Origin of the sequence: Rhodovulum sp. BSW8, from assembly GCF_003314725.1 — a bacterium.
In the GTDB taxonomy this organism is placed as follows: Bacteria; Pseudomonadota; Alphaproteobacteria; order Rhodobacterales; family Rhodobacteraceae; genus Rhodovulum; species Rhodovulum visakhapatnamense.
The window spans coordinates 154737-176238 of the sequence record NZ_QNVX01000011.1 but is presented as its reverse complement, the minus strand read 5'-3'; the positions used below and the strand labels follow the sequence as shown (position 1 = coordinate 176238).

Sequence of the window (21502 nt, the reverse complement as noted above, 5' to 3'; positions counted from 1 at the left end):
CCGGGATCAGACCGGCAGGCCGAGCCCCGGAGGCAGACCCATTTCCTCGGTCAGCTTGCGGGTCTCTTCCTTGGTCTTTTCCATCGCCTTCTGCTGGGCGTCCTTGATCGCGGCCAGAATCAGGTCCTCGACCACTTCCTTTTCATCGGGATTGAAGATCGACGGGTCGATCGACAGCGCGGTCAGCGTGCCCTTGGCGGTCGCCGTGGCCTTGACAAGACCCGCGCCGCTTTCGCCCTCGACCAGAGTGGTGGCCAGCGTTTCCTGAAGCTGGGCCATCTTGCCCTGCATCTCTCCCGCGGCTTTCATCATCTTGGCCATATCGCCAAGGCCGCCCATTCCCTTGAACATGCGTGTCTCCTTCGCCTGTTATGCGTTCAGTCGTCGTCCTCGAACGGGTCCCATTCCTCGTCGACCTCGGGCAGAGCCTCGGCCGCCGCCTCGGCCGCCAGGACCTCGGGCGGCTTTATGTCGATGATTTCAGCCTTGGGGAAGGCGGCAAAAACGGCGCGGACCAGCGGATGTTCGGCGGCCTCGGCCTTGCGCGCGGCCTCGGCGGCGTTGCGGGTCTCGTCGATGGTCGGGCCACCGCCCTTGCCCACGACCGAAACCGCCCAGCGCGCGCCGGTCCAGCTTTGCAGCCGCTGGCCCAGCCGCTGGGCCAGATCGGCGGGCGCGCCGGGCGCGGGCTCGAACTCGATCCGGCCGGGGGAATAGCTGACCAGCCGCACCCCCGCCTCGACCTCGACCAGCAGCACCATGTCGCGATTGGCCCGGATCAGCTCGACCACCGCCTCGAAGCTGGGGTAAAGGGCCAGCGTCTGATCGGGCGCGCGGGCCAGCGCGGTGACGGCGCCGCCGCCCGAGGGCGCGGCATGAACCGGGACGCCCCGGGCCTGCGCCTGCATCCCGCCGCCGCCAGACGGCGCGGGGCCGGAGGGCGCGGGGCCGCCAGGCGCGGGGCCGGAGGGCGGGTTTTCCTGCAGCTTGCGCACCAGATCCTCGGGCGCGGGCAGGGTCGAGACATGGGTCAGCCGGATCACCGCCATCTCGGCCGCCATCATCGCATTCGGCGCCATCGAGACCTCTTCCAGCGCCTTCAGCAGCATCTGCCACATCCGCGCCAGCGCCCGCATCGACAGCCGCTCGGCCATGGTGCGGCCACGGGCGCGTTCGTCGGGGCCGACGGTCGGGTCGTCGGCGGCCTCGGGCGCGATCTTGATGACGCTGAGCCAATGTGTGATCTCGGCCAGATCGCGCAGCACCGCCAGCGGATCGGCCCCGTCGGCATATTGCCCGGCCAGCTCGCCCAGCGCGCCGGCCGCATCGCCCGCCATGATCATGTCGAACAGGTCGAGCACCCGGCCCCGGTCGGCCAGCCCCAGCATGGCGCGGACCTGATCGACCGTGGTCTCGCCCGCACCATGGGCAATCGCCTGATCGAGAAGGCTCATCGCGTCGCGCACGGACCCTTCGGCGGCCCGGGTGATCAGCCCCAGCGCCTCGTCCGAAATGGGCGCGGATTCGAGCCCCGCGATCTTTTTCAGATGGGCGATCATCACCTCGGGCTCGATCCGGCGCAGATCGAACCGCTGGCAGCGCGACAGCACCGTGACCGGCACCTTGCGGATCTCGGTGGTGGCGAAGATGAATTTCACATGGGCGGGCGGTTCCTCCAGCGTCTTCAGCAGCGCGTTGAACGCGCTGGTCGACAGCATGTGAACCTCGTCGATGATGTAGATCTTGTAGCGCGCCGAGGCCGCCCGGTAGGCCACGCTGTCGATGATCTCGCGGATATCGCCGACGCCGGTGCGCGAGGCCGCGTCCATCTCCATCACATCGACATGGCGGCCCTCGGCGATGGCGCGGCAATGTTCGCATTGCCCGCAGGGCTCGGTCGTCGGGCCGCCCTGCCCGTCCGGGCCGATGCAGTTCATGCCCTTGGCGATGATCCGCGCGGTCGTCGTCTTGCCGGTTCCGCGGATACCGGTCATGATGAAGGCCTGTGCGATCCGGTCGGCGGCAAAGGCGTTCTTGAGGGTGCGCACCATCGCATCCTGCCCGATCAGATCGGCGAATGTGGCGGGACGGTACTTGCGCGCCAGCACCTGATAGGCGGTGCCCTGGGGGTCGGCCATGGGTCCTCTCGAAATCGCGGGTCCGGGCGACAGGGTAGGCGCAGACCCGGGCGGCGTCCAGCGGATCGCGGACAGTCCCCGGCAGAGACCGCCGGACCGAAGCGCCCGCTGCCGGACTGCAAAACACCTGAACGCCTGCCGGGGATAAGGTGAGAGGCTGGACAGCGGCCCGAACGGGGCTCGTTACGGCTGCTTCCTTCCGGACCTGACCGGGTTGGCGAGGCGCTCGCCCGCGCCAACCTCTCGAGGCGTTACATAGACGTCACGCGGCGGATTCGCAAGGGTCGGGCCATTAGCGGGAGTCGCGGTCCGATCCGGCCCGCGCGCCCGGGTCAGCTGCGTTTGCGGTCGGCCGGGTAGACCCCGAGAATGTCGAGATGCGAGGTGAAGTAGTCGAGCTCCTCCAGCGCGCGGGCGACATGGGGGTCGTCGGGATGGCCCTCGATATCGGCGTAGAACTGGGTCGCGGTGAAGGACCCGTCGACCATGTAGCTTTCCAGCTTGGTCATGTTGACGCCGTTGGTCGCGAAGCCGCCCATCGCCTTGTAAAGCGCGGCCGGAATGTTGCGCACCCGGAAGACGAAGGTGGTCATCATCCCCAGATCGCCCCGCCGCGTCCGGTCGGGTTCGCGCGACATCAGCAGAAAGCGGGTGGTGTTCTTGTCGTGATCCTCGATATGGCGGGCGAGCACCTCAAGCCCGTAGATCTCTGCCGCCAGATCGCCCGCGAGCGCGGCAAGTTCGGGGTCGCCGATCTCGGCCACCTGCCGGGCGGAACCCGCGGTATCGGCCCCCGTCACCCGGTGAATGTCATGCGCATGCAGGAAGTCCCGGCATTGCCCCAGCAGGACGGTATGGCTCATCGCCCGGCGGATGCCCGCAAGTTTCGTGCCCGGCACCGCCAGAAGGTTGATATGAACGCGGACGAAGGCCTCGCCCACGATATGCAGGCCCGAATCCGGCAGAAGCTGGTGGATGTCGGCCACCCGCCCATAGGTCGAGTTCTCGACCGGCAGCATCGCCAGATCGGCCATGCCGCTGCGCACGGCCTCGATCACGTCCTCGAAGGTCCGGCAGGGCAGCGCCTCCATCTCGGGGCGGGCGTCGTGGCAAGCCTGGTGCGAATAGGCGCCGGGTTCTCCCTGAAAGGCGATACGGCTGGTCATAGGGGGACTTTAATCCTTTGGCTGGCCGGAACCGGCCGGGTCAATGGTTAAACTGAATACTTCTTGCCAAGCCGAAGGGGAAGCACATAGGAAGTTCGCGGGAAAACATGGGATCGAATTTATGCTGAGGAAGGTGAGCTTCACCAAGCTTCTGGGCGCGGGCTCGGGGGCGCTTTTGCTGTTTGTGCTGGTCAATCGGGCGGGAGGATTCTACTTCACGCCGCCCGAGCTTGAAAAACCCGCCTATGTGGTCATCGAGGAAGAGCCCGAGACCCCGGCAGAACCGGAACAGGAGCTGACCTTCGAAGAGCGGATGGCCCAGGCCGATGCGGCAGCGGGCGAGCGGGTCTTCAACCAGTGCAAGTCCTGCCACCGGGTCGAGGAGGGCGTGAACGCGGTCGGGCCGTCGCTTTACGGCGTGGTCGGGCGTCCAGTGCATGCGGTGGCCGACTTTTCCTATTCCGACGCGATGGCGGGGCTTGAGGGGGAGTGGACGGCCGAGCGGATCTACGAGTTCATCGCGGCCCCGCGCGACGTCGTTCCGGGCACGGCGATGACCTTTGCCGGGCTCAAGGACCCGCAGGACCGCGCCAACGTCATCGCCTATCTCGACTCGCTCGGCGACTGAGCGTTCGGGAAGGTCCCGCAAAAGCGAACGGGCGGCCCGCGAAAGCGCGCCGCCCGTTTCTGTTGGTCCGGAGAGGATCGCCCGGCCGCGGATCAGCCGCGCGGATCGTCGTCGTCGTCTTCGTCGTCGTCGCCGTGATCGGGCAGGTTGAAGAAGCTGTCGGCATCCGGCACCGACCGGTCCTCTTCTTCGTCGTCGTCCGGGCGCGTCAGGGTGAAGGTCTCGAGCCCCGAAATGGCGGTGGGCAGGCGCGGCTCGGTGCCCATTTCCAGCGACTGTTCGGTCGAGACCAGCTTGCGGCGCTCGTCATCGGTCATCAGGCCGCCTTCGGCGGCGCGCTTGCGGGCGGCCTTCTGCACGGCGGAATCAAGCTCGGACTGCTTGCAGAGCCCCAGCGCCACCGGGTCGATCGGCTGGATGTTCGAGATGTTCCAGTGGGTGCGTTCGCGGATCGACTGGATCGTCGGCTTGGTGGTGCCCACAAGCTTGGCGATCTGGCCGTCGCTGAGTTCGGGATGGAACTTCACCAGCCACAGGATCGAGGCGGGCCGGTCCTGCCGCTTGGACAGCGGCGTATAGCGCGGGCCGCGGCGCTTTTCCTCGCCCAGCGCGGCCGGGTTGAACTTGAGCCGCAGCTTGTAAAGCGGGTCCTTCTCGGCCTTGTCGATTTCCGACTGGTCGAGCTGGTTGTTCGCGACCGGATCGAAGCCGCGCACGCCGCCGGCCACGTCGCCATCGGCAATGCCCTGCACTTCCAGCTCGTGCAGGCCGCAGAAATCGGCGATCTGCCGGAAGCTCAGTGTCGTGTTGTCGACCAGCCAGACGGCGGTGGCCTTGGCCATGATCGGTTTGTTCATCGGCCTTCTCCTCTCGTGCGACCATAGCGCTCCCCGGGCCGGGAAACGGCTGCGCCGGATTGGCGCGGTTCCTCGTTTTCGGGGAAGTTCCCGTGTATATAGTCGGCGAAACGCCCGGAGAAAAGAGAAAATGCGCTGGCTGGCCGTGCTGCTGCTGTCTGCGACCCTGGCCCGCGCCGATGGCGAGCCCGCCGGGGACTTCGCGTATTACCTGCTGGCGCTGAGCTGGGCGCCAAGCTGGTGCGCGCTGGAGGGCGAGGCCCGGCAAAGCCCGCATTGCGCGCCGGGCGGGGGCGCGGGATGGGTTCTGCACGGGCTTTGGCCGCAATACGAACAGGGCTGGCCCGGCTATTGCCGCGGGGCGAAACCCGACCCCTCGCGCGCCCAGACCGCGCGGATGGCCGATCTGATGGGCAGTTCGGGCGCGGCCTGGTATCAGTGGAAGAAACACGGGCGCTGTTCCGGCCTGTCGGCGGGCGACTATTTTGCCGCGGCGCGCCGGGCCTATGGCGCGGTCATCCGGCCGCCCGCCTTCCGCAAGCTGGCGGCTCCGGTCCGGCTGCCCGCGGGCGTGGTGGAAGAGGCCTTCCTGCAGGCCAATCCCGGCCTCTTGCCCGACATGCTGACGGTGACCTGCAAGGCGGGCCGCATCCAGGAGGTGCGGATCTGCCTGACCAAGGATCTGAGGCCCCGCCCCTGCGCCGCCGACACGGTCGAGGATTGCACGCTGCGCGACGCGGCGATGCCCCCGATCCGCTGACCGTCAGCCGGACCGGGGGCCGCATGGTGTCGGACGGAGGCGCTCAGGCCGCCTTGCGGCGCCGGGACAGGCCCAGCAGCGCCAGAAGCCCCGAGCCCAGCATCAGGACCGGGGCCGGAAGCGGCACCGGCGCCGGGTCGGGCGTGGCGACCGCGGTCACAAGGCTCTGGCTCGGCCGCCACCACGAGGTCGATTTCAGGAAGTCCAGCTGATAGCCCCCGGTCTCGTCGGTCAGCGCAAGGAAATCGGCGGCCTTGCGCTCGACCCGGTCGTCGGTCCAGCGGCTCAGGCGGAAAGCGCCGCGCCCGAGGTTGAGGCTGTTGCTGTCATAGACGACCTCCCAGATCGCGACCTGGAACGCGGCCGAGCTGACCGCGTCGACCACATCGGCGTAATGCTGGGTGAAGAGGCGGTCGAGATTGGTCAGGACGGTGCTGCCGAAGAGCGACGCGCCGGTCGCGTAGCCGGTCGCGGTCTTGCTCAGCGCATGGGTCAGGTCCACGCACCAGGCCAGAAGCGGGTCGCTTTGCCCCGCGACATCGAAGGCGAACTGTCCGGCACTGACCGAGTCCGACCGGCCGTGGAAGGAATAATAGACCGTCTTCGCGCCGGGGGTCTGCCCGGTATAGTCCAGCGTCAGCGTGCTGGCCTGCGCCGTTCCCAGTCCGGCGGCCAGCGCCAGCCCCGCGAGAGAGAAAATGCCCTTCATCGAAATCACCCCTTCAAAAACCCGGCGGCCCCTGCCACCGGGGATCGGGATTGTGATGATTTCATGGCTTTTGCAAGGCCTTACGCGCCCCGGAAACGGTGTGTTTCCAGGCCGCAGGGCAGTCTCAGGCGATCTTCAGGACAATCTTCCCGACATGGGCGCTTTGTTCCATCCTTGCATGGGCCAGCGCCGCCTGGGTCAGGTCGAATTCGCTGTCCATCACCGGCGCGATGCGGCCCGAGGCCAGCAGCGGCCAGACCCGTCCGCGCAGCTCGTCCGCGATCCGCGCCTTGGCCAGATCCGATTGCGGGCGCAGAGTCGATCCGGTGATGGTCAGCCGCCGCATCATCACCTGCGCGAAATTCAGCGCCACCTTGGGCCCCTGCAGGAAGGCGATCTGCACCAGCCGGCCGTCATCGGCCAGCGCCCGCACGTTGCGCGGAAGATAGTCGCCACCCACCATGTCGAGGATCAGGTCGGCGCCGCCCTCGGCCCGCAAAATCTCGACGAAATCCTCGCTGGCGTAGTTGATCGCCCGCTCGGCGCCCAGATCGCGGCAGACCGCGCATTTCGTCGGGTTGCCGGCGGTGGCGAAGACCCGCGCCCCGAAGACCGAGGCCAGCTGGATCGCGGTCGTGCCGATCCCGGAGGACCCGCCATGCACCAGAAACCGTTCGCCCGCCTTCAGCCCGCCGCGCATGAAGACGTTGGACCAGACGGTGAAGAAGGTCTCGGGCAGGCAGGCGGCCTCTTTCAGCCCCAGCCCGTCCGGCACCGGCAGCGCATGCGCTGCGGGGGTCGCAACGTAGTCGGCATAGCCGCCGCCCGGCAACAGTGCGCAGACCGGGTCGCCGACCCGCAGTCCCGACACACCCTCGCCCAGCGCCACAACCTCGCCCGCGCCTTCCAGCCCGGGCAGGTCCGAGGCCTGCGGCGGCGGCGCGTAGGACCCCGCGCGCTGCAGCGCGTCGGGCCGGTTGACCCCCGCATAGGCCAGCCGGATCAGAACCTCGCCCGCCCGCGGCACCGGCACCGGGCGTTCGGTCGGACGCAGGACCTCGGGGCCGCCGGGTTCGGAAATCTCGACCGCCCGCATCGTCGACGGAAGCGTCATGTGCGCTCCGGCAGGCAGGGACGGACCGAGCCGGGCAGCCGCCGCTCCGGCCGCAGATGCGGCGGACGGATCTGCCGCGCCAGCCAGTTCGGCCCCAGCATCAGCGGTTTGAGCACCCAGGCCTTGTTGACCTGCGCCTTGACCTTTTCGACCTGCATCACGTCGCCGATCCGGCGGTCCAGAAAGGCGTCGGTCTCGGCATGGCCGGGGCTTTCATCGCCAAGCCAGTAAAGAACGGTCGCGCCATAGACCGCCGCCAGCGAGGCGCGCTTGGTGTACCAGTTCACGTCGTCGGAGCTGTCCCCGAGCGCGGTCCAGATCCGGTCGGCGGTGCCCCAGACGAGGCGCGAGCCTTCGGCCGCGTAAGGCGGCAGCGCGAACAGCGTGGCGCCCCGGCGCACGGCCTCCTTGTCCTCGGCCGCGTCCAGCCGGTAGCGCACGGCAAGCGCCACGCGGTCGCGGAAGCGCATCGCGGACAGATCGGTTCCGGTCAGGCGGCGCACCATCTCGTCGTCGCCGCGCAAATGATAGGCGACCGCCAGATCGACCGCACCGCGCGGGCAGGCCGCGCGGGCCATGGCGGCATCGGCGCCGGAATCGGCGATGGCGGCGCAGAAGGCGGCCTCGCTCCAGCCATCGAACGGGACGTGGATCAGGGCAGCATCCAGAAGCTCTTGCTTGATGGCATCCAGGCCTTGGGGCGTGTCGGTCATGCGGGGGCCTCCTTTCGACGGTCCCCTCTATAGACAAGTTCGCGCGGCTTTGCTATACGGCCACCTCCTGCGAAATTCGAAACTCCAGCAAGAAAGGTGGTGACAACCACATGCAGGTCAGCGTTCGCGACAACAATGTCGACCAGGCGCTTCGGGCTCTGAAGAAGAAACTTCAGCGCGAAGGCGTGTTCCGCGAAATGAAGCTCAAGCAGCATTTCGAGAAACCGTCCGAGAAGAAAGCGCGCGAGAAGGCGGAAGCCGTCCGCCGTGCGCGCAAACTGGCGCGGAAGAAAGCCCAGCGCGAAGGTCTTCTGTAAGACCGTCGGCATGCGAACCGGAGCAGCAATGCTCCAGCGAGACGACCCCCGAGGCCCCGCCCGGGGGTTTGTCGATTCTGGCACCCTGAAAATCTTTGCCTTGCGGCCGGGGCTCAGCCCTGGCGGAAGCGGCCCGCCTCGATCTCGCGGGCCAGCCGGGCGACGGCGGTCTCAAGCTGATCGGCCAGCCGGTGATGGGCAAGCCGCAGCGTCTGCAGCAGCACCCGCGCACCGATGGTCTTCGAGGCCAGGTCGATCGAGATCGCCAGCCGGGTCAGGCGCGGCGCCAGAAGCTGAAGCTCGATGGCGCTGGCGGCCTGCAGCCCGCCCGAGCGCGACTGCAGCCGGATCTGTTGCGGCGGCTCGAAGGCGACCAGTTCGGTCTCGACCGCGCGCCGGGCGCCCTGCAGCGTGAATTCGGCCGCCCAGGCCATGCCCGGCCCGGGTTCGCTGCGGTCGTCGAGCCGGCGCAAGTCTGCCCCGCGGCGACCGGCCGCGGCCTCGACCCGCGGAAAGTCCGACAGCACGGCAAAGACCTCCTCGATCGGCGCGGCAATGTCTTCGCGGGCGGTAAGCTGCATGTCTGGCTCCGGGCTGGCTTTGACCGTTCTGGCCTCAATCCAGCCGGTCCGCAAGCCACCTGCGGATCAGGTGCCCGGCAATCGCGCCCGGGCGGGGCGGCAGCATGTCGGTGCGTTCGCCCGCGAGAACCGCCAACATCTCTTCACGCGAAACCCAGCGCGCCTCGGCGATCTCGGCCGGATCCACGGTGATGTCGAGCGACAGGGCCTCGCCTCGGCAGCCCAGCATCAGCGAGGCCGGAAACGGCCAGGGCTGGCTGGCCAGATAGCGGACCCGGCCGACGCGGATGCCCGTTTCCTCGGCGACCTCGCGCCGCACCGCGGCCTCGACCGACTCGCCCGGTTCGATGAAGCCCGCCAGCAGCGAGAACATCCCCTCGGGCCAGCCGGGCGAACGCCCCAGCAGAACCGAATTGCCATGAAGGATCAGCATGATGACGCAAGGATCGGTGCGCGGGAAATGCGGCGTGCTGCAGGCCTCGCAGACCCGGCGCCAGCCCGCGTCGACCATTCGGCTGGGCTGGCCGCAACGCGAACAGAACCGGTGGGTGCGATGCCATTCGCAGATCCCCTTGGCGGTCGCCGCCAGTTCGGCCTGCAGCGGGTCGAGCCCCGCCATGACCCGGCGCAGCTCGCGAAAGAGGTGATCCTCGGGCAGATCGGGATGGCGCTGTTCGGACGGATCGAGAAACAGCCCCAGCGTGTCGGGGATCTCGTCCGGGCGCCAGTCCGAGATGTCGACGGCGAAATGCGGCGCGCCATCGGCCAGCCCGAGAAAGATCGCCCGCGCGCGCCGCTCAGCCGCAACCGGGTTCGCGCAGGGCACCCAGCCAAGCCCATCCTCGCAACACAGCGGCTTGCCACGCCAAAGCGGCAGAACCCGCCCCTTCGCCCAGGCGTCGTCCAGCCAGACGGCATCGCCACGCCGGAGCGCGGCCCGGTCCAGGCCGCCGCCTCCGAAAGTCACCTGCTCGGCCGGTCGCATGGCCGCTCCTTTTCTTGCAATGGTGCAGGGCGGGCGTCATTCTGAGGCGAATGCTAACAATCCGACATTCGTCTGACGCGAATTGGCTCTCGCCATCCGCCCGCGAACCCTTTACTGTCGCAGGCTGGTGATGGTCGCATTCCGCCCCCAAGTCAAAGCCATTTCCCCGGCAGGCTGCGGACGCGGCCCTGCTAGTTTTGTATCGGCCAGCCGCGCCTCTTGTCGGCCGGCATCCAGGCGGGGGCATCCTTGAACGCGCTGCACCCATTTTCCGCTTCGCCCGCCGCCGACCGCGTGCATCTGCGGCTGATGGAAACCTCGGACCTGCATGTGCATGTCTTTCCCTATGACTATTATTCCGACCGGCCGATCGACTCGGCCGGGCTGGCGCGCACCGCTGCGCTGATCGCAGCGCTCAGGGCCGAGGCGGCCAATACGCTTCTGTTCGACAATGGCGATTTCCTGCAGGGCAACCCGATGGGCGACTATATCGCCCATGAGCGCGGTCTGCGCCCGGGCGAGATGCATCCGATGATCGCCGCGATGAATGCGGTCGGCTATGACGCGGCGACGCTGGGCAATCACGATTTCAACTACGGGCTCGATTTCTTGCTGACCGCGCTCGATGGCGCGCGGTTCCCGGTCGTGTCGGCCAATCTGCTGCCCGGCCCGCTCGCCCCGCCCGGGCTGGCCGCCCTGCCCCGCTATACGCTGCTCGAGAGACCCGTGCGCGATGGCGCCGGAGCGACCCATCGACTGAGGATCGGGGTGATCGGCTTCCTGCCGCCGCCCATCGCGGTCTGGGACCGCCGCCATCTGGACGGCCGGGCCGAGGGGGGCGACATCGTCGCGGCCGCCCGGGCTCTGGTGCCGAAGATGCGCGCCGAAGGCGCCGATCTGGTCGTGGCGCTGGCCCATTCGGGCATCGGCGAGCCCGGCCATGTCGCGCGTCAGGAGAATGCCTGCCTGCCGCTGGCCGGGATCGAGGGGATCGACGCGATCCTGTCGGGCCATCAGCACCTGACCTTCCCCGGCCCCGATTTCGCGGGCATCGCCGGGGTCGATGCCGAGGCGGGCACAATCTGCGGCAAGCCCGCCGTCATGCCCGGCTTCTGGGGGTCGCATCTTGGCGTGATCGACCTGCTGCTGGACCGTGACGGGCCGGGCTGGCGGGTTGCCGAGCACCAGAGTACGCTGCACCCCATCGCCATCCGCAAGCCCGGCTGCGGGGTCGTGCCGCTGGCGCCCAGCAATCCCGCCGTGATCACCGCGGCGGCCCGCGCCCATGCCGAGACGCTGGCCTATACCCGCCGCGCCGTCGGCCGCACCGCGGTGCCGCTGCACAGCTATTTCTCGCTGGTGACGAACGACGCCTCGGTCAAGATCGTCGCCGATGCCCAGCGCTGGTACCTGGCCGAGATGCTGAAGGGCACCCCCCACGAAGGCCTGCCGCTGCTGTCGGCGGCGGCGCCCTTCAAGGCGGGCGGTCATGGCGGACCCGATTACTACACCGACGTCCCCGTGGGCGACATCGCGATCCGCAACGTCGCCGATCTTTACCTTTACCCCAACACGGTGCGCGCGGTGCGTGTCACCGGCGCCCAGCTGCGCGGCTGGCTCGAGCGCTCGGCCGCGATCTTCAACCGGATCGAGCCGGGCCAGCCCGACCAGATCCTGCTGAACCCCGAGGCCCCGTGCTATGATTTCGACGTGATCGGCGGGGTCGAATACCGGATCGACCTCAGCCGACCGCCGCGCTTTGGGCCGGGGGGGCGGCTCGTGGACCCGACTGCCGGGCGCATCGCGGGTCTCAGCTGGCGGGGGCAGCCGGTGAGCGACGACATGGAGTTCGTGGTCGCGACCAACAGTTTCCGGGCCAGCGGCGGCGGCGGCTTTCCGGGCACAGGGGTCGAAAGCATGGCGTTCGAGGCGCCCGATGCGAACCGCGACGTCCTGCTGCGCTATATCGCAGAGCACGGCACCGTCGCGCCCCGGGCCGATGCCACCTGGCGGTTCGAGGCTCTGCCGGGCACCACCGTCCTGTTCGACACCAGCCCGGCCGCGCTCGACCATCTCGACGAGCTGCGCGACCTCGCGCTCGAACCCGCAGGCGAGGGTCCCGATGGCTTTGTGCGGCTGCGGATCTCGCTTTAGCGCCGGTCCGAATGGCAGTCGGGAAACGCCCGGATCGGAAATCCCCCATAGAAAGCGCCAAACCCGGAAAACTATCCCCGGACCCGCTCCGATGCACGCCCAAGGGGAGGGATTTCGGCGTGACCGCACGCCGCCTGGGTCCTGGGACGCTCTGACTTGCCGACGCAGCCCAGGCCCGGCAGATGCCGTCCCCGTCGGATTTTCCCGCGCATGCGCGGGATGCCTGGAAAGATCGGCTGCGACCCCCGGGGTTTGGTTGCCAAGGCCCAGGTGCTGTTCCGCATCGAGAAGGACCCGTTCGAAACCACGGTCAAGGAGGCCGACGGCGCCTTTCGCACGGCCGAGGCGGCGGCGCGCGCGCCGGTCCTCCGACGGTCGATCTTGGGACTGGTTGCTGCTGGCAGCCTCGGGGTCGGGGGCGGGATGCGGGCCGCGGCGGTCGCAGGCATCTTCGTGACCCCGGCGCGTTAGGTGGTTTTCCAGACCCTGCACAAAAATCCGGGGGCGGCGCGGGACATTGGACGGATCAGGGAAGGGATGCGGCTGCAGATCCCGGCGAATGACGCGGGATGTGATCCCGCCGGATCGATAATCCCACACCAAAGACGGAGCGTTCGATTTTCGTCCGGGTTTTTGGTACCGCCTCCCCGGCTCGAACGGGGGACCCCCAGATCCACAATCTGGTGCTCTAACCAACTGAGCTAAGGCGGCACTGTCCGCGCGATTTAGCGCCCCCCCGGTGCGATTGCAAGACCCGTTCTCGACCGCAGGCACGCCATCGCAAGACAGCCGCACCCCTGATAAACAGGCCCCGAGCGGCCCGCGTCGCCCTCGCCACCCTTGCCAGACCCGGGCCAACGCGGTAACCCGGCGGCTTCATCACCCCGGGGAACCAGCGCCATGGGCATCGACAAGCAAAGCGATTTCGCCGCCAATCTGCAGATCGGACCGACCAGCCTTGGCATGGTGCGGATCTATGTCGAAGGCGAGGGGCTGGAGATCCCGATGGATTTCGACCCCGAGGAAGCCGAGGAAATCGCGGACGAACTGCGCGCCGCCGCGGCGCAGGCGCGGGCCATGACCGAGAAGAAGGTCAAGCCCCCCAAGCCGAAGGGCTGAGCCCGGGATCGCGGAGCGCCTGCAGCCGCAGCGCGGCATGGCGGGCGAATCTGTGGATCAGCGCCTTGCGCCGCGCCGGCGCCAGCCGGGCTTCGGGGGCCTCGCGCACCAGGTCGGCGCCATAGCCATCGGCAAGGATCAGCCCGGTGTCCAGCGGCAGCAGCTCGGACGGGAAATCGGCATCCACCGCCCAGAAGAACCGGTCGCACCAGTCGAGATAGCCGGTCCATTTCCGGTCCGAGGTGAAATCGGCGCGGCTCGACTTGCACTCGATCACCCAGATCTCGTCCTTCGGGCCCAGCGCCATCACGTCGACCCGCAGCCCCGGCGCGGGCACCAGTTCCTCGACCGTGGCAAAGCCCAGATCGCGCAGGTGGCGGCAGACGCCGCGGGCCAGAAGCTGGCCGGGGGCAAGCGGGATCGGGCCGGGATCGGACATGGCGCGACCATGATCGACGCGCCGCCCTTCGACAAGCCTTGTCGGCACGGCACCGGCATCCTATCTATCGCCGAGGCGGGGTCTGCCCTTCCCGTGCAGAGGTCAAATTCCGGTGGCCTTAAGCAAATCCGAGGGAGCTGGCTCTGTCCGGATCCTGGTCCGGTTACCCGGCGCCCACCTGTAGTAACAGGTCCTCGGGAATTGCAATGCCTCCACGTTTGCGGTGGTCCCGCCCGTTCTTCCGCACCTTGTCGATGTCGACCGCGTCCCGGCGGGACCGCCCGCGATGCGGCGGCCCTGCGGCAAGGCCCGTCCCCGGCGCATGAAAAAGGCGGCCCAAGGGCCGCCAGAATCGTGCATCTGAAACGTGGGAAGCGGCGGGTCAGCGCCGCATCCGGCGGTCGTCCTTCACCGGCACCGGGATCGGCACCAGAACTTCGGCCAGGCCGCGCACCGGTTCCCGGCCGCGGCGTCCGTTATCGGCGTCGTCGTCCCGGGCCATCGCCATCACCGCGATGCCGAACTGCACCCCGGCAAAGACGATCCCGTTGAACAGGAACAGAAGCGCCCCGGCCAGCCAGCCCCCCGAGACGTTGGTCACGAGATGCCAGAGATTGGCGACGTCGAAATACATCAGAAGGCCGACGAACAGACCCGACAGGACGAACCCGATGGCAGTCTGGCGTATGTAGAGGGTCACGAGCTTTGGCATCGGTGTCTCCGTTCCTTGCGCCAATTAGGTAGCCATTCCGAGAAGGATTCCAAGAGCAAACTTCGGAGCACCTGTCGATCGGCCCGGCCCGGCGCAGCGTCAGGCCGCCTGTTTCCGTTGCGTCATCATGGCGCTAGAACGGTTAAGAGAAGGTTACCGAAAGCCGACTCGGGCGCACCAACCCCGCCGGGGCCGCCGAAGCAGCCCCGAACAATCCGAAGAGTCGCGGACGCAAAAAGCAAAGACCGGAAACGATGCGACGGCCCGAAGCGTCAGGCTCAGAACGCCTCGGGGCGCGCTTCGCGGGCCATGTGATCGAGCACGGCATTCACGAATTTGGGCTCGCGGCCTTCGGGAAAGAACGCCTTGGCCACGTCGACATATTCGGTGATGACGACCTTCGGCGGCGCCTTGGCCTCGACCAGTTCCGCCCCGGCGGCGCGAAACAGCGCCCTCAGCGTCGGGTCGATCCGGGCAATCGGCCATTTCGCCACCAGCGCGCGGTCGGTCATCTGGTCGATCTTCGCCTGCCAGTTGACGGCGCCTTCCAGCGTCGCGCGGAACAGATCGGCATCGCCCTCGGCCAGCTCTTCGCCGTCCTCATAGCCGACCCCGAAGCGCCAGGTCTCGAATTCGCGGCGCACGGTGTCGACGCCCTGCCCCGACTGTTCCATCTGAAACAGCGCCTGGACCGCGTAAAGCCGGGCGGCGGACCGCATCTGGTTGCGGTTGGGTTTGCGGGGCTCGGTCATGCGCGGTCGGCCCCCTCGGCGACCTGGAACCCGCCCGAGGGACGGAACCCCACGCCCTTGGTCTCGCCGCTCCAGCGCCGCGCCAGGGCGATCAGATGCAGCGCCGCCGCCGCCGCGCCGCCGCCCTTGTCCATATCGGCCGGATCGGCCCGGCGCAGCGCCTGGTCGCGGTTCTCGACGGTCAGGATGCCGTTGCCGATCAGCGCGCCCTGCAACCCCAGAAGCGTCAGCCCGCGCGAGCTGTCATTGCAGACGGTCTCATAGTGGGTGGTTTCGCCCCGGATCACGCATCCCAGCGCGACATAGCCGTCATAATTCGACAGCCGGTGGGCCAGCGCGATGGCAGTCGGGATCTCGAGCGCGCCGGGCACCTCGATCAGTTCATGCGCGACACCGGCGGCGTCAAGCGTGGCGACCGCCCCGGCGATCAGCTTGTCGGCGATGTCGCGGTAGAAGGGCGCGACGACGATCAGCAGTTTCGCGGGCTTGTCGAAGGCGGGCAGCGCCAGCGTGTGATGGGGGTCCTGTTCGGCCATGGCTCAAGCCTTCCTCTCGATGGTCCGGGTGCCCTCGATCGAGAGCCCGTAGGCGTCGAGCCCCACCACACGGGGCAGCGGCGAATTGGTCAGCAGCACCAGCCGGTGCAGGCCCAGCGCGGCCAGAATCTGCGCGCCCAGCCCGTACTGGCGCAGGGTCTGCGGCGAGGCCGCACCGTCCAGCACCAGCTTCATCGTGGTATCGCGCAGCAGCACGACGACGCCGCGGCCTTCCTCGGCGATGATCTCCATCGCGGCGGACAGTTCGCCTGCCGGATGCGGGCCGAGGCCCAGCACGTCCTGCAACGGGTCGAGCGCGTGCATCCGCACCAGCACCGGCGCGTCGGTGGTGGTGATGTCGCCCTTGGTCAGCACCACATGTTCGGCGCCCTGGGTTTCATCGGTGAAGATGCGCATCACCCAGTCGCCGCCATGGGCCGAGGTGACATGGCGCACGGCGCGTTCGTTCACCAGATTGTCGTGGCGGCGGCGATAGGCGATCAGGTCCGAGATGGTGCCGATCTTCAGCCCGTGCCGCTGGGCGAAGGCCACCAGATCGGGCAGCCGCGCCATGGTGCCGTCTTCGTTCATGATCTCGCAGATCACGCCCGCCGGGATCAGCCCGGCCAGCCGCGAGACGTCGATCGACGCCTCGGTATGGCCCGCGCGGACCAGCACGCCGCCGTCGCGGGCGCGCAGCGGGAAGATATGGCCGGGCGTCGCGATGTCGGTCGCGCCCTTGCTGGCGTCGATGGCGACGGCCACGGTGCGGGCGCGGTCATGGGCGGAAATGCCGGTGGTCACCCCCTCGCGCGCCTCGATCGAGGTGGTGAAGGCGGTCTCGTGCCGCGACGAGTTCTGCGAGGCCATCAGCGGCAGGCCCAGCGCATCGACCCGCTCGCCGGTCAGGGTCAGGCAGATCAGGCCCCGGCCGTGGGTCGCCATGAAGTTGATCGCCTCGGGGGTGGCCATCTGCGCGGGGATCACCAGATCGCCTTCGTTCTCCCGGTCCTCGTGATCGACCAGAATGAACATGCGCCCGTTGCGGGCATCCTCGATGATCTCCTCGATCGAGGAGATCGCGTCCTGATAGCTGGGATCGCCGATGTCTTCCATGTCGTCCACCTGTTCCGAAGCCCGCCTATTAGCGCGGTCGGGACAGATTGGAAAGAACCCGCATGCCCGGCGGCCCGGAAATCGGGACCTCCCGGCGGGGCAGAGAACGCGACGGCCTTGCGACGAGACGGTCGGGCCCCGGGCGATGGCGGCAGGCCCCGGGGCCGCTGTTTCGGCCCCGGAACCGGTGTTCACGGACTTGGGCGTTCGTCGCCGGGCCGAGACTGCCCCAGACTGACGCGGCCTCCACCGCCGGCGCGGAGGCCGACCCCGCGTCAGGGGATCAGGCGCGGGGGGGTGCCCGGCCCGCGGCGGCGGAAGGCGGCCAGCCCCGCGACCGGGGTCAGCCCGAAGATCACACCGGCCGGAAGCGGCACCGGAGCGATCTCGACCGGGACCGGCTCGCCATAGGGGAGGTCGTCCATCACCGGCTCGTCCTCGGGATCGAGCAGCGCGGTACCGACCGACACCCTGGCGACCTGCGGATCGTCGAACACCACGCCCAGGCAGGACAGCTTCGCGGCACCGCCGGGCGGCACGTAGTCCTCGGCCAGAAGGTCGCCATGGATGTCGTGGAAGGACAGCACGACCTGGCCTTCGCCTTGCAGACCGGTGAAGACCGCGCCGAGACCGCGGGTGGTGGCCTGCGTGGTCTGGTCGACGGGATAGAAGAACGGGATGTCGAGGGTCGCCCCGTCATCGGGCCGGAAGATCCGCCGGGGGCTGAAGACGGTACACTCGTCCGGTTCGTCGAACAGGAGCGGCCCCCCGAGGCCGAAGAGGACGACACCTCGCCCCCTCGGTGCTGCCGGTCGCGACAAACTCGATCCCGCGGGCACGGCCCGGCGTCGAGCCGTTCAAGAAATCGCCCGGGAAGTCGTTCGGATCGGCAAAGGCATCGGGCACGCCGCCCCAGTTGATTTACCGCCGCCCGTCCGGGTCTTCATTGGTGGGCGTAAAGCCGGTCAGCCCGGAAAACTCGGCGCGGACGGCATCGACGGTATCCTGGATGTCCGCCGCGGTCGGCCCGCGTCGGGAAAGACCGTGGCCGCAGATCCGGGCAGGGCGGACAGCGACAGGGCAAGAATGAATGGAGACAGGGAGCGCATTCTGCCTCCTTGATGAAACGACCCGAATGGGACGCCCAGGGCGCCACGCCGGATGGCGCGCCATCCGCAAGCCGCACATCGGGGGGAACGCGCGGGCGGTGTCGCCAGCGTTGGACTCCGCATCCCGAGGGACGTTTCGGGACGCCGCGCCGCCCGTCGCCTGTTTTTTTCGGCGGGGACCCGCGACCGGGAACGTTCCCGCCGGTCTTTGCGGGCGGGCGTCCCCGTCGGCGCGCCGGGCGGTCTTCAACGCGGCCCGGCGTCGCCATCCGCGCCAAGGGGTCCGAAAGATGGCATCCGCCCGGACCTCTGGAAACGCACCGGGAGCCCTATGGCGTTCGGGCCGCGCTCAGGCCGCGTCGTATTCCCGCAGCCGCGCGACATAGCGCGCCAGCGTGTCGATCTCGAGGTTCACCTTGTCCCCGACCCGGGCCAGCCCCCAGGTGGTGGCCTCCTTGGTATGGGGGATGAAGTTGATCCCGAACGTCGCGCCCTCGACCTCGTTCACCGTCAACGAGGTGCCGTTCAGCGCCACCGACCCTTTCGGCGCGATGAACTTCGCCAGAGCCCCGGGCGCGCGGAAGGTCATGCGGGTGCTGTCGCCCTCGTCGGCCATCGCCACGATCTCGGCCACCCCGTCGACATGGCCCGAGACAATGTGCCCGCCAAGCTCGTCGCCCACCTTCAGCGCGCGTTCGAGGTTGATCCGACCGCCCTCGGCCCAGTCGCCGATATTGGTCTTCGACACCGTCTCGGCCGAGATCGACACGGCGAACCAGCCCCCCTCGTCGTCGGCGCCGCGGTCGGTCACGGTCAGGCAGACGCCGTTGCAGGCGATCGAGGCGCCGATGTCGATGCTGTCGGGCACATAGCGGCAGCCGATCCGGGCGGTCAGGTCGCCCTTCATCGAAAGCGCGCGAATGGTGCCGATATCGGTGATGATGCCGGTGAACATGGTCGGGCTCCTTGCGGCGCGGTGTCCGACCTGACCTATCGTCTGCGGCGTCGGGGGGCAAGCGGCACGCATGGTTCGGCTTTCCAGCGGCAGGCACGTCGGGCACAGGTGGACGGCAGGGGGCGAAGCGATGGAACGCATGCGCGGCGCCGGGCGCCGGTTTCTGATGCTGCAAGGGCCGCATGGCCCCTTCTTCGGCCGGCTGGCGCGCGGGCTGCGCGGCACCGGCGCCGAGGTCCGGCACGCGGGCTTCAGCCGGGGAGATGCGGCCTTCTGGAGCGATCCGGATCGCTGCATCGCGGTGACCGCCCCGCCCGAGGCCTGGCCCGCGACCCTGGCCCGGCCGCTCGACCGGCTGGCGATCGCCGACCTTGCCGTCCGTGGCGACACCCGCCCCGGCCATGCCGCCGCGATTGCCGAGGCCCGGGCACGCGACCTTGCGGTGCATGTCTTCGAAGAAGGCTATCCGCGGCCCGACCGGATCACCTGCGACCGCGACGGCGACCGGGACGGCGACCGCGACGGCGCCAACGGCAACTCGCCGCTGATGCGGCTGTCGATCGAGGACATGGCGGCGCAGATGCCGGAGCGGGCGCCGCTGCCGGGGCCGCTGCCGGGGCCGCTGAGCGACCGCCGGGGCAACCTCTGCGCCCATATCGGCCATGGCGCGCTCTATCGCGGGCTGGTGATGCTGCCGTCGGGCCGCTACCCCAGCTTCCGGCCGCATCGCGGCCTGCCGGTGCACCGGGAATTCGCTCTGCATCTGCGGCGGCTGGCCCTGCTGCCCTTTCTGGCCCCGCGGCGGGTTTCGCTATTGCGTGGTGCCGCTGCATCTGGCCCGTCACGCCAATTCTCTGCATCACGGCCCCTTCGCCACCATGACAGAGGTCCTCGGGCAGGGGATCGCCGCCTTCGCCGAGGGCGCGCCGCCCGATTTCCGGCGGGTGTTCAAGGCGCATCCGCTGGAGGACGCGCGCACCCCGCTCTGCCCCGAGATCGCGCGGATCGCCCGGGCGGCGGGACTGGCGGATCGCGTGCATCTGGTGGATGGCGGCCGACTCGCGCGGCTGCTGGCCGGGGCGACCGGTGCGGTCACGGTGAACTCGACCTCCGGGTCCTGTGCGATCTGGCGCGGGCTGCCGCTTTGCGCCCTGGGGGCGGAGGTCTGCGGCAAGCCCGGTCTCGTTTCGGACCGGCCGCTGGCCGCCTTCTTGGCCGCGCGCGATCCGCCGGACCGCAGGGCTTTCGCGGTTTTCCGCCGGTATCTGCCGGCGACCGGCCGGATCGCGGGCGATTTCCATACGCGCCGCGGCCGCGGGCGCGCGGTCGGCCTTGCAATCGAGCGCCCGCTGGCTGCCCCGGCCAGCGGGGAGGCCATGCGGCAACACCTGCAGGCGATTGCGGGACAGGGCGGCTCGCCCGTCTGGTCTTTCGCGCGAGACTTCTTTAGCGTCGCCGCAAAGGCGGGAGTGAAACGCCGCGGCAGGTAACAAGGGACACCTACGTGAAGAGACTGCCAGCCCGAGGGGTCCGACTCCTCGTCCTTGTCGGACTGCTCGCCGCGACGGCCGCCTGCGGCCTGCCCCGGCCTGGGCCGAGCAAGCCCGAGATTTTCGACGGGTCCACGTTGCGCGAGGGCGACGCCTTCGTCGTCGCGGTGAACGACCGGGTGAACCGGGCCACCGCCGTGGTGCCCGCCAGCGGCTTTCCGGCCTCCTTCCTGAACGCGGCCCCCATGGGGTCGGACACGATCCGGGCTGGCGACACGCTGGGCCTGACCGTGTTCGAGAATGTCGATGACGGCCTGCTGGCGCCGCGCGAAAGCAATGCCGCCACGCTGAACGAGGTGCAGGTCGACAGCTCGGGCTATATCTTCATTCCCTATGCCGGGCGCATCCAGGCCGCGGGCAGCACGCCCGAGGGGCTGCGCGAGAAGATCACCGAAAAGCTCGACGCCCAGACCCCCGACCCGCAGGTGATGGTGACGCGGCTGGCGGGCGACGGCGCGACGGTGTCGGTCGCGGGCGGCGTCGGCAAGCAGGGCGTCTTCCCGATCGAGCGGCCGAACCGCACCCTGTCGGGGATGCTGGCCTCGGCGGGCGGTATCGTGATCCCGCCCGAGATCGCCCAGATCACCGTGATCCGCGGCAAGACCCGCGGCCAGATCTGGTTCGAGGATCTCTATGCCGACCCGTCGCTCGACATCGCGCTGCGCAATGGCGACCGGATTCTGGTCGAGGAAGACACCCGCGACTTTACCGCGCTTGGCGCGACCGGCACCCAGCGCAACGTTCGCTTCATCACCCAGAGCATGTCGGCGGTCGAGGCGCTGGCCCAGGTCGGCGGCCTCAGCTCGGCGCTGGCCGACCCGACCGGCATCTTCGTGCTGCGCAACGAGCCCGAGGAGATCGCCCGCCAGGTGCTGGCCCGCGACGATCTGGTCGGCGAACAGCGCGTGGCCTATGTGCTGAACCTGACCGAGCCCGCCGGGCTGTTCCTGGCCCGCGACTTCGCCATCCGCGACGGCGATACGGTCTATGTGACCGAGGCGCCCTATGTCCGCTGGGTCAAGCTGCTGAGCGTGATCACCGGCACCGCCGGTGCCGCCCGCAACGTCTCGGCCACGGTCGAAAACTGATCGG

24 protein-coding genes, 1 tRNA gene, 1 other RNA gene and 1 pseudogene are annotated in these 21502 nt (G+C 68.9%); 9 read left to right on the top strand and 18 right to left on the bottom strand.

Translation table 11 applies throughout. From position 1 onward, the window contains the following. Nucleotides 1–6: 6 nt before the first annotated feature. The 4 genes from DSD19_RS08120 to DSD19_RS08105 form a co-directional block, all read right to left on the bottom strand. Nucleotides 7–351, bottom strand: coding sequence for a YbaB/EbfC family nucleoid-associated protein (locus DSD19_RS08120; RefSeq protein ID WP_075787070.1), 345 nt, complete (start codon nucleotides 349–351; stop codon nucleotides 7–9). A gap of 26 nt (nucleotides 352–377) precedes the next feature. Continuing rightward, nucleotides 378–2138 carry a DNA polymerase III subunit gamma/tau gene (locus tag DSD19_RS08115; RefSeq protein ID WP_113669202.1) on the bottom strand — a complete coding sequence of 587 codons (1761 nt, stop codon included), beginning with the start codon at nucleotides 2136–2138 and terminating at the stop codon, nucleotides 378–380. A 147-nt stretch (nucleotides 2139–2285) separates the two neighbouring features. Further along, nucleotides 2286–2384: signal recognition particle sRNA small type (ffs, locus tag DSD19_RS08110), an RNA gene on the bottom strand. An 86-nt stretch (nucleotides 2385–2470) separates the two neighbouring features. Further along, nucleotides 2471–3304, bottom strand: a complete 834-nt coding sequence (locus tag DSD19_RS08105; RefSeq protein WP_075787072.1) for a prephenate dehydratase — start codon at nucleotides 3302–3304, stop codon at nucleotides 2471–2473. A gap of 121 nt (nucleotides 3305–3425) precedes the next feature. Here DSD19_RS08105 and DSD19_RS08100 point away from each other — a divergent pair, with 121 nt between their 5' ends. Then, on the top strand, nucleotides 3426–3932 hold the full coding sequence (locus DSD19_RS08100) for a cytochrome c family protein (RefSeq protein WP_075787073.1): 507 nt from the start codon (nucleotides 3426–3428) through the stop codon (nucleotides 3930–3932). A gap of 92 nt (nucleotides 3933–4024) precedes the next feature. Here DSD19_RS08100 and DSD19_RS08095 read toward each other — a convergent pair whose 3' ends face one another. Beyond that, nucleotides 4025–4789, bottom strand: a complete 765-nt coding sequence (locus DSD19_RS08095; protein ID WP_113669200.1) for a DUF1013 domain-containing protein — start codon at nucleotides 4787–4789, stop codon at nucleotides 4025–4027. 130 nt (nucleotides 4790–4919) lie between these two features. Between DSD19_RS08095 and DSD19_RS08090 the strand changes: the two genes are divergently transcribed. Beyond that, nucleotides 4920–5549, top strand: coding sequence for a ribonuclease T2 (locus tag DSD19_RS08090; protein WP_113669199.1), 630 nt, complete (start codon nucleotides 4920–4922; stop codon nucleotides 5547–5549). Between the two features lie 43 nt (nucleotides 5550–5592). Here the strand turns inward: DSD19_RS08090 and DSD19_RS08085 are convergent, their stop codons facing one another. The 3 genes from DSD19_RS08085 to DSD19_RS08075 all read right to left on the bottom strand — a co-directional run bounded on the left by DSD19_RS08085 (nucleotide 5593) and on the right by DSD19_RS08075 (nucleotide 8085). Then, entirely contained in the window at nucleotides 5593–6258 is a 666-nt protein-coding gene (locus DSD19_RS08085) for a hypothetical protein (protein WP_113669198.1), read from the bottom strand. Nucleotides 6259–6382: 124 nt separating this feature from the next. After that, on the bottom strand, nucleotides 6383–7372 hold the full coding sequence (locus DSD19_RS08080; protein WP_113669197.1) for an NAD(P)H-quinone oxidoreductase: 990 nt from the start codon (nucleotides 7370–7372) through the stop codon (nucleotides 6383–6385). Beyond that, entirely contained in the window at nucleotides 7369–8085 is a 717-nt protein-coding gene (locus DSD19_RS08075; RefSeq protein ID WP_113669196.1) for a COQ9 family protein, read from the bottom strand. The genes DSD19_RS08080 and DSD19_RS08075 overlap by 4 nt, the downstream gene beginning before the upstream one ends. A 110-nt stretch (nucleotides 8086–8195) precedes the next feature. Here DSD19_RS08075 and rpsU point away from each other — a divergent pair, with 110 nt between their 5' ends. After that, nucleotides 8196–8402 (top strand): 30S ribosomal protein S21, encoded by a 207-nt coding sequence (gene rpsU, locus DSD19_RS08070; RefSeq protein WP_042458983.1) that lies wholly within the window; start codon nucleotides 8196–8198, stop codon nucleotides 8400–8402. A 113-nt stretch (nucleotides 8403–8515) separates the two neighbouring features. Here the strand turns inward: rpsU and DSD19_RS08065 are convergent, their stop codons facing one another. Then, nucleotides 8516–8983 carry an SRPBCC family protein gene (locus DSD19_RS08065; RefSeq protein WP_113669195.1) on the bottom strand — a complete coding sequence of 156 codons (468 nt, stop codon included), beginning with the start codon at nucleotides 8981–8983 and terminating at the stop codon, nucleotides 8516–8518. 34 nt (nucleotides 8984–9017) lie between these two features. Then, nucleotides 9018–9968, bottom strand: a complete 951-nt coding sequence (gene nudC / locus DSD19_RS08060; RefSeq protein ID WP_075787080.1) for an NAD(+) diphosphatase — start codon at nucleotides 9966–9968, stop codon at nucleotides 9018–9020. 249 nt (nucleotides 9969–10217) lie between these two features. Here nudC and DSD19_RS08055 point away from each other — a divergent pair, with 249 nt between their 5' ends. Both DSD19_RS08055 and DSD19_RS08050 read left to right on the top strand, forming a co-directional pair. Further along, on the top strand, nucleotides 10218–12122 hold the full coding sequence (locus DSD19_RS08055) for a bifunctional 2',3'-cyclic-nucleotide 2'-phosphodiesterase/3'-nucleotidase (RefSeq protein WP_256359745.1): 1905 nt from the start codon (nucleotides 10218–10220) through the stop codon (nucleotides 12120–12122). Between the two features lie 219 nt (nucleotides 12123–12341). Next, on the top strand, nucleotides 12342–12593 hold the full coding sequence (locus DSD19_RS08050) for a hypothetical protein (protein WP_133260385.1): 252 nt from the start codon (nucleotides 12342–12344) through the stop codon (nucleotides 12591–12593). A gap of 163 nt (nucleotides 12594–12756) precedes the next feature. Here the strand turns inward: DSD19_RS08050 and DSD19_RS08045 are convergent. Beyond that, nucleotides 12757–12833: transfer RNA gene (locus DSD19_RS08045), tRNA-His, on the bottom strand. A 189-nt stretch (nucleotides 12834–13022) separates the two neighbouring features. Here DSD19_RS08045 and DSD19_RS08040 point away from each other — a divergent pair. Then, the gene (locus DSD19_RS08040; RefSeq protein WP_075787082.1) at nucleotides 13023–13241 is read left to right on the top strand and encodes a DUF6324 family protein; all 219 of its coding nucleotides are present in this window, start codon (nucleotides 13023–13025) and stop codon (nucleotides 13239–13241) included. Here DSD19_RS08040 and DSD19_RS08035 read toward each other — a convergent pair. From DSD19_RS08035 to DSD19_RS08005, 7 genes are all read right to left on the bottom strand, one after another. Next, nucleotides 13216–13680, bottom strand: a complete 465-nt coding sequence (locus DSD19_RS08035) for an MmcB family DNA repair protein (protein WP_113669192.1) — start codon at nucleotides 13678–13680, stop codon at nucleotides 13216–13218. The genes DSD19_RS08040 and DSD19_RS08035 overlap by 26 nt on opposite strands. Nucleotides 13681–14062: 382 nt before the next feature. Further along, nucleotides 14063–14392 (bottom strand): hypothetical protein, encoded by a 330-nt coding sequence (locus DSD19_RS08030; RefSeq protein WP_113669191.1) that lies wholly within the window; start codon nucleotides 14390–14392, stop codon nucleotides 14063–14065. A gap of 278 nt (nucleotides 14393–14670) precedes the next feature. After that, complete coding sequence (gene nusB / locus DSD19_RS08025; RefSeq protein ID WP_113669190.1) at nucleotides 14671–15144, bottom strand: transcription antitermination factor NusB; 474 nt, start codon at nucleotides 15142–15144, stop codon at nucleotides 14671–14673. Beyond that, nucleotides 15141–15680, bottom strand: coding sequence for a 6,7-dimethyl-8-ribityllumazine synthase (locus DSD19_RS08020; RefSeq protein WP_075787086.1), 540 nt, complete (start codon nucleotides 15678–15680; stop codon nucleotides 15141–15143). Before DSD19_RS08020 ends, nusB begins: the two co-directional genes overlap by 4 nt. 3 nt (nucleotides 15681–15683) lie before the next feature. After that, entirely contained in the window at nucleotides 15684–16796 is a 1113-nt protein-coding gene (gene ribB / locus DSD19_RS08015; RefSeq protein WP_075787681.1) for a 3,4-dihydroxy-2-butanone-4-phosphate synthase, read from the bottom strand. Nucleotides 16797–17071: 275 nt separating this feature from the next. Then, nucleotides 17072–17617: a hypothetical protein gene (locus DSD19_RS08010; protein ID WP_113669189.1), complete on the bottom strand. Its 546-nt coding sequence runs from the start codon at nucleotides 17615–17617 to the stop codon at nucleotides 17072–17074. Nucleotides 17618–18254: 637 nt separating this feature from the next. Then, nucleotides 18255–18860, bottom strand: a complete 606-nt coding sequence (locus DSD19_RS08005; RefSeq protein ID WP_113669188.1) for a riboflavin synthase — start codon at nucleotides 18858–18860, stop codon at nucleotides 18255–18257. A 70-nt stretch (nucleotides 18861–18930) separates the two neighbouring features. Here DSD19_RS08005 and DSD19_RS22735 point away from each other — a divergent pair. The 3 genes and pseudogenes from DSD19_RS22735 to DSD19_RS07990 all read left to right on the top strand — a co-directional run. Further along, nucleotides 18931–19302: pseudogene (locus tag DSD19_RS22735) on the top strand (hypothetical protein); the annotation flags it as partial. Nucleotides 19303–19681: 379 nt separating this feature from the next. Then, entirely contained in the window at nucleotides 19682–20350 is a 669-nt protein-coding gene (locus DSD19_RS21725; RefSeq protein ID WP_207802432.1) for a hypothetical protein, read from the top strand. Nucleotides 20351–20364: 14 nt separating this feature from the next. Beyond that, nucleotides 20365–21498, top strand: coding sequence for a polysaccharide biosynthesis/export family protein (locus DSD19_RS07990; RefSeq protein ID WP_075787089.1), 1134 nt, complete (start codon nucleotides 20365–20367; stop codon nucleotides 21496–21498). Nucleotides 21499–21502 lie beyond the last annotated feature (4 nt).

What these genes read in the sequence shown, in the direction of transcription:
- DSD19_RS08090 (WP_113669199.1), top strand. Translation starts at nt 4,920, where the DNA reads ATGCGCTGGCTGGCCGTGCTGCTGCTGTCTGCGACCCTGGCCCGCGCC.
- DSD19_RS08095 (WP_113669200.1), bottom strand. Translation starts at nt 4,789, where the DNA reads ATGAACAAACCGATCATGGCCAAGGCCACCGCCGTCTGGCTGGTCGAC.
- DSD19_RS08050 (WP_133260385.1), top strand. Translation starts at nt 12,342, where the DNA reads ATGCCTGGAAAGATCGGCTGCGACCCCCGGGGTTTGGTTGCCAAGGCC.
- DSD19_RS08040 (WP_075787082.1), top strand. Translation starts at nt 13,023, where the DNA reads ATGGGCATCGACAAGCAAAGCGATTTCGCCGCCAATCTGCAGATCGGA.
- nudC (WP_075787080.1), bottom strand. Translation starts at nt 9,968, where the DNA reads ATGCGACCGGCCGAGCAGGTGACTTTCGGAGGCGGCGGCCTGGACCGG.
- nusB (WP_113669190.1), bottom strand. Translation starts at nt 15,144, where the DNA reads ATGACCGAGCCCCGCAAACCCAACCGCAACCAGATGCGGTCCGCCGCC.
- rpsU (WP_042458983.1), top strand. Translation starts at nt 8,196, where the DNA reads ATGCAGGTCAGCGTTCGCGACAACAATGTCGACCAGGCGCTTCGGGCT.
- DSD19_RS08075 (WP_113669196.1), bottom strand. Translation starts at nt 8,085, where the DNA reads ATGACCGACACGCCCCAAGGCCTGGATGCCATCAAGCAAGAGCTTCTG.
- DSD19_RS08100 (WP_075787073.1), top strand. Translation starts at nt 3,426, where the DNA reads ATGCTGAGGAAGGTGAGCTTCACCAAGCTTCTGGGCGCGGGCTCGGGG.
- DSD19_RS08020 (WP_075787086.1), bottom strand. Translation starts at nt 15,680, where the DNA reads ATGGCCGAACAGGACCCCCATCACACGCTGGCGCTGCCCGCCTTCGAC.
- DSD19_RS08085 (WP_113669198.1), bottom strand. Translation starts at nt 6,258, where the DNA reads ATGAAGGGCATTTTCTCTCTCGCGGGGCTGGCGCTGGCCGCCGGACTG.
- DSD19_RS08005 (WP_113669188.1), bottom strand. Translation starts at nt 18,860, where the DNA reads ATGTTCACCGGCATCATCACCGATATCGGCACCATTCGCGCGCTTTCG.
- DSD19_RS08065 (WP_113669195.1), bottom strand. Translation starts at nt 8,983, where the DNA reads ATGCAGCTTACCGCCCGCGAAGACATTGCCGCGCCGATCGAGGAGGTC.
- DSD19_RS08080 (WP_113669197.1), bottom strand. Translation starts at nt 7,372, where the DNA reads ATGACGCTTCCGTCGACGATGCGGGCGGTCGAGATTTCCGAACCCGGC.
- DSD19_RS08115 (WP_113669202.1), bottom strand. Translation starts at nt 2,138, where the DNA reads ATGGCCGACCCCCAGGGCACCGCCTATCAGGTGCTGGCGCGCAAGTAC.
- ribB (WP_075787681.1), bottom strand. Translation starts at nt 16,796, where the DNA reads ATGGAAGACATCGGCGATCCCAGCTATCAGGACGCGATCTCCTCGATC.
- DSD19_RS08105 (WP_075787072.1), bottom strand. Translation starts at nt 3,304, where the DNA reads ATGACCAGCCGTATCGCCTTTCAGGGAGAACCCGGCGCCTATTCGCAC.
- DSD19_RS08030 (WP_113669191.1), bottom strand. Translation starts at nt 14,392, where the DNA reads ATGCCAAAGCTCGTGACCCTCTACATACGCCAGACTGCCATCGGGTTC.
- DSD19_RS08120 (WP_075787070.1), bottom strand. Translation starts at nt 351, where the DNA reads ATGTTCAAGGGAATGGGCGGCCTTGGCGATATGGCCAAGATGATGAAA.
- DSD19_RS08035 (WP_113669192.1), bottom strand. Translation starts at nt 13,680, where the DNA reads ATGTCCGATCCCGGCCCGATCCCGCTTGCCCCCGGCCAGCTTCTGGCC.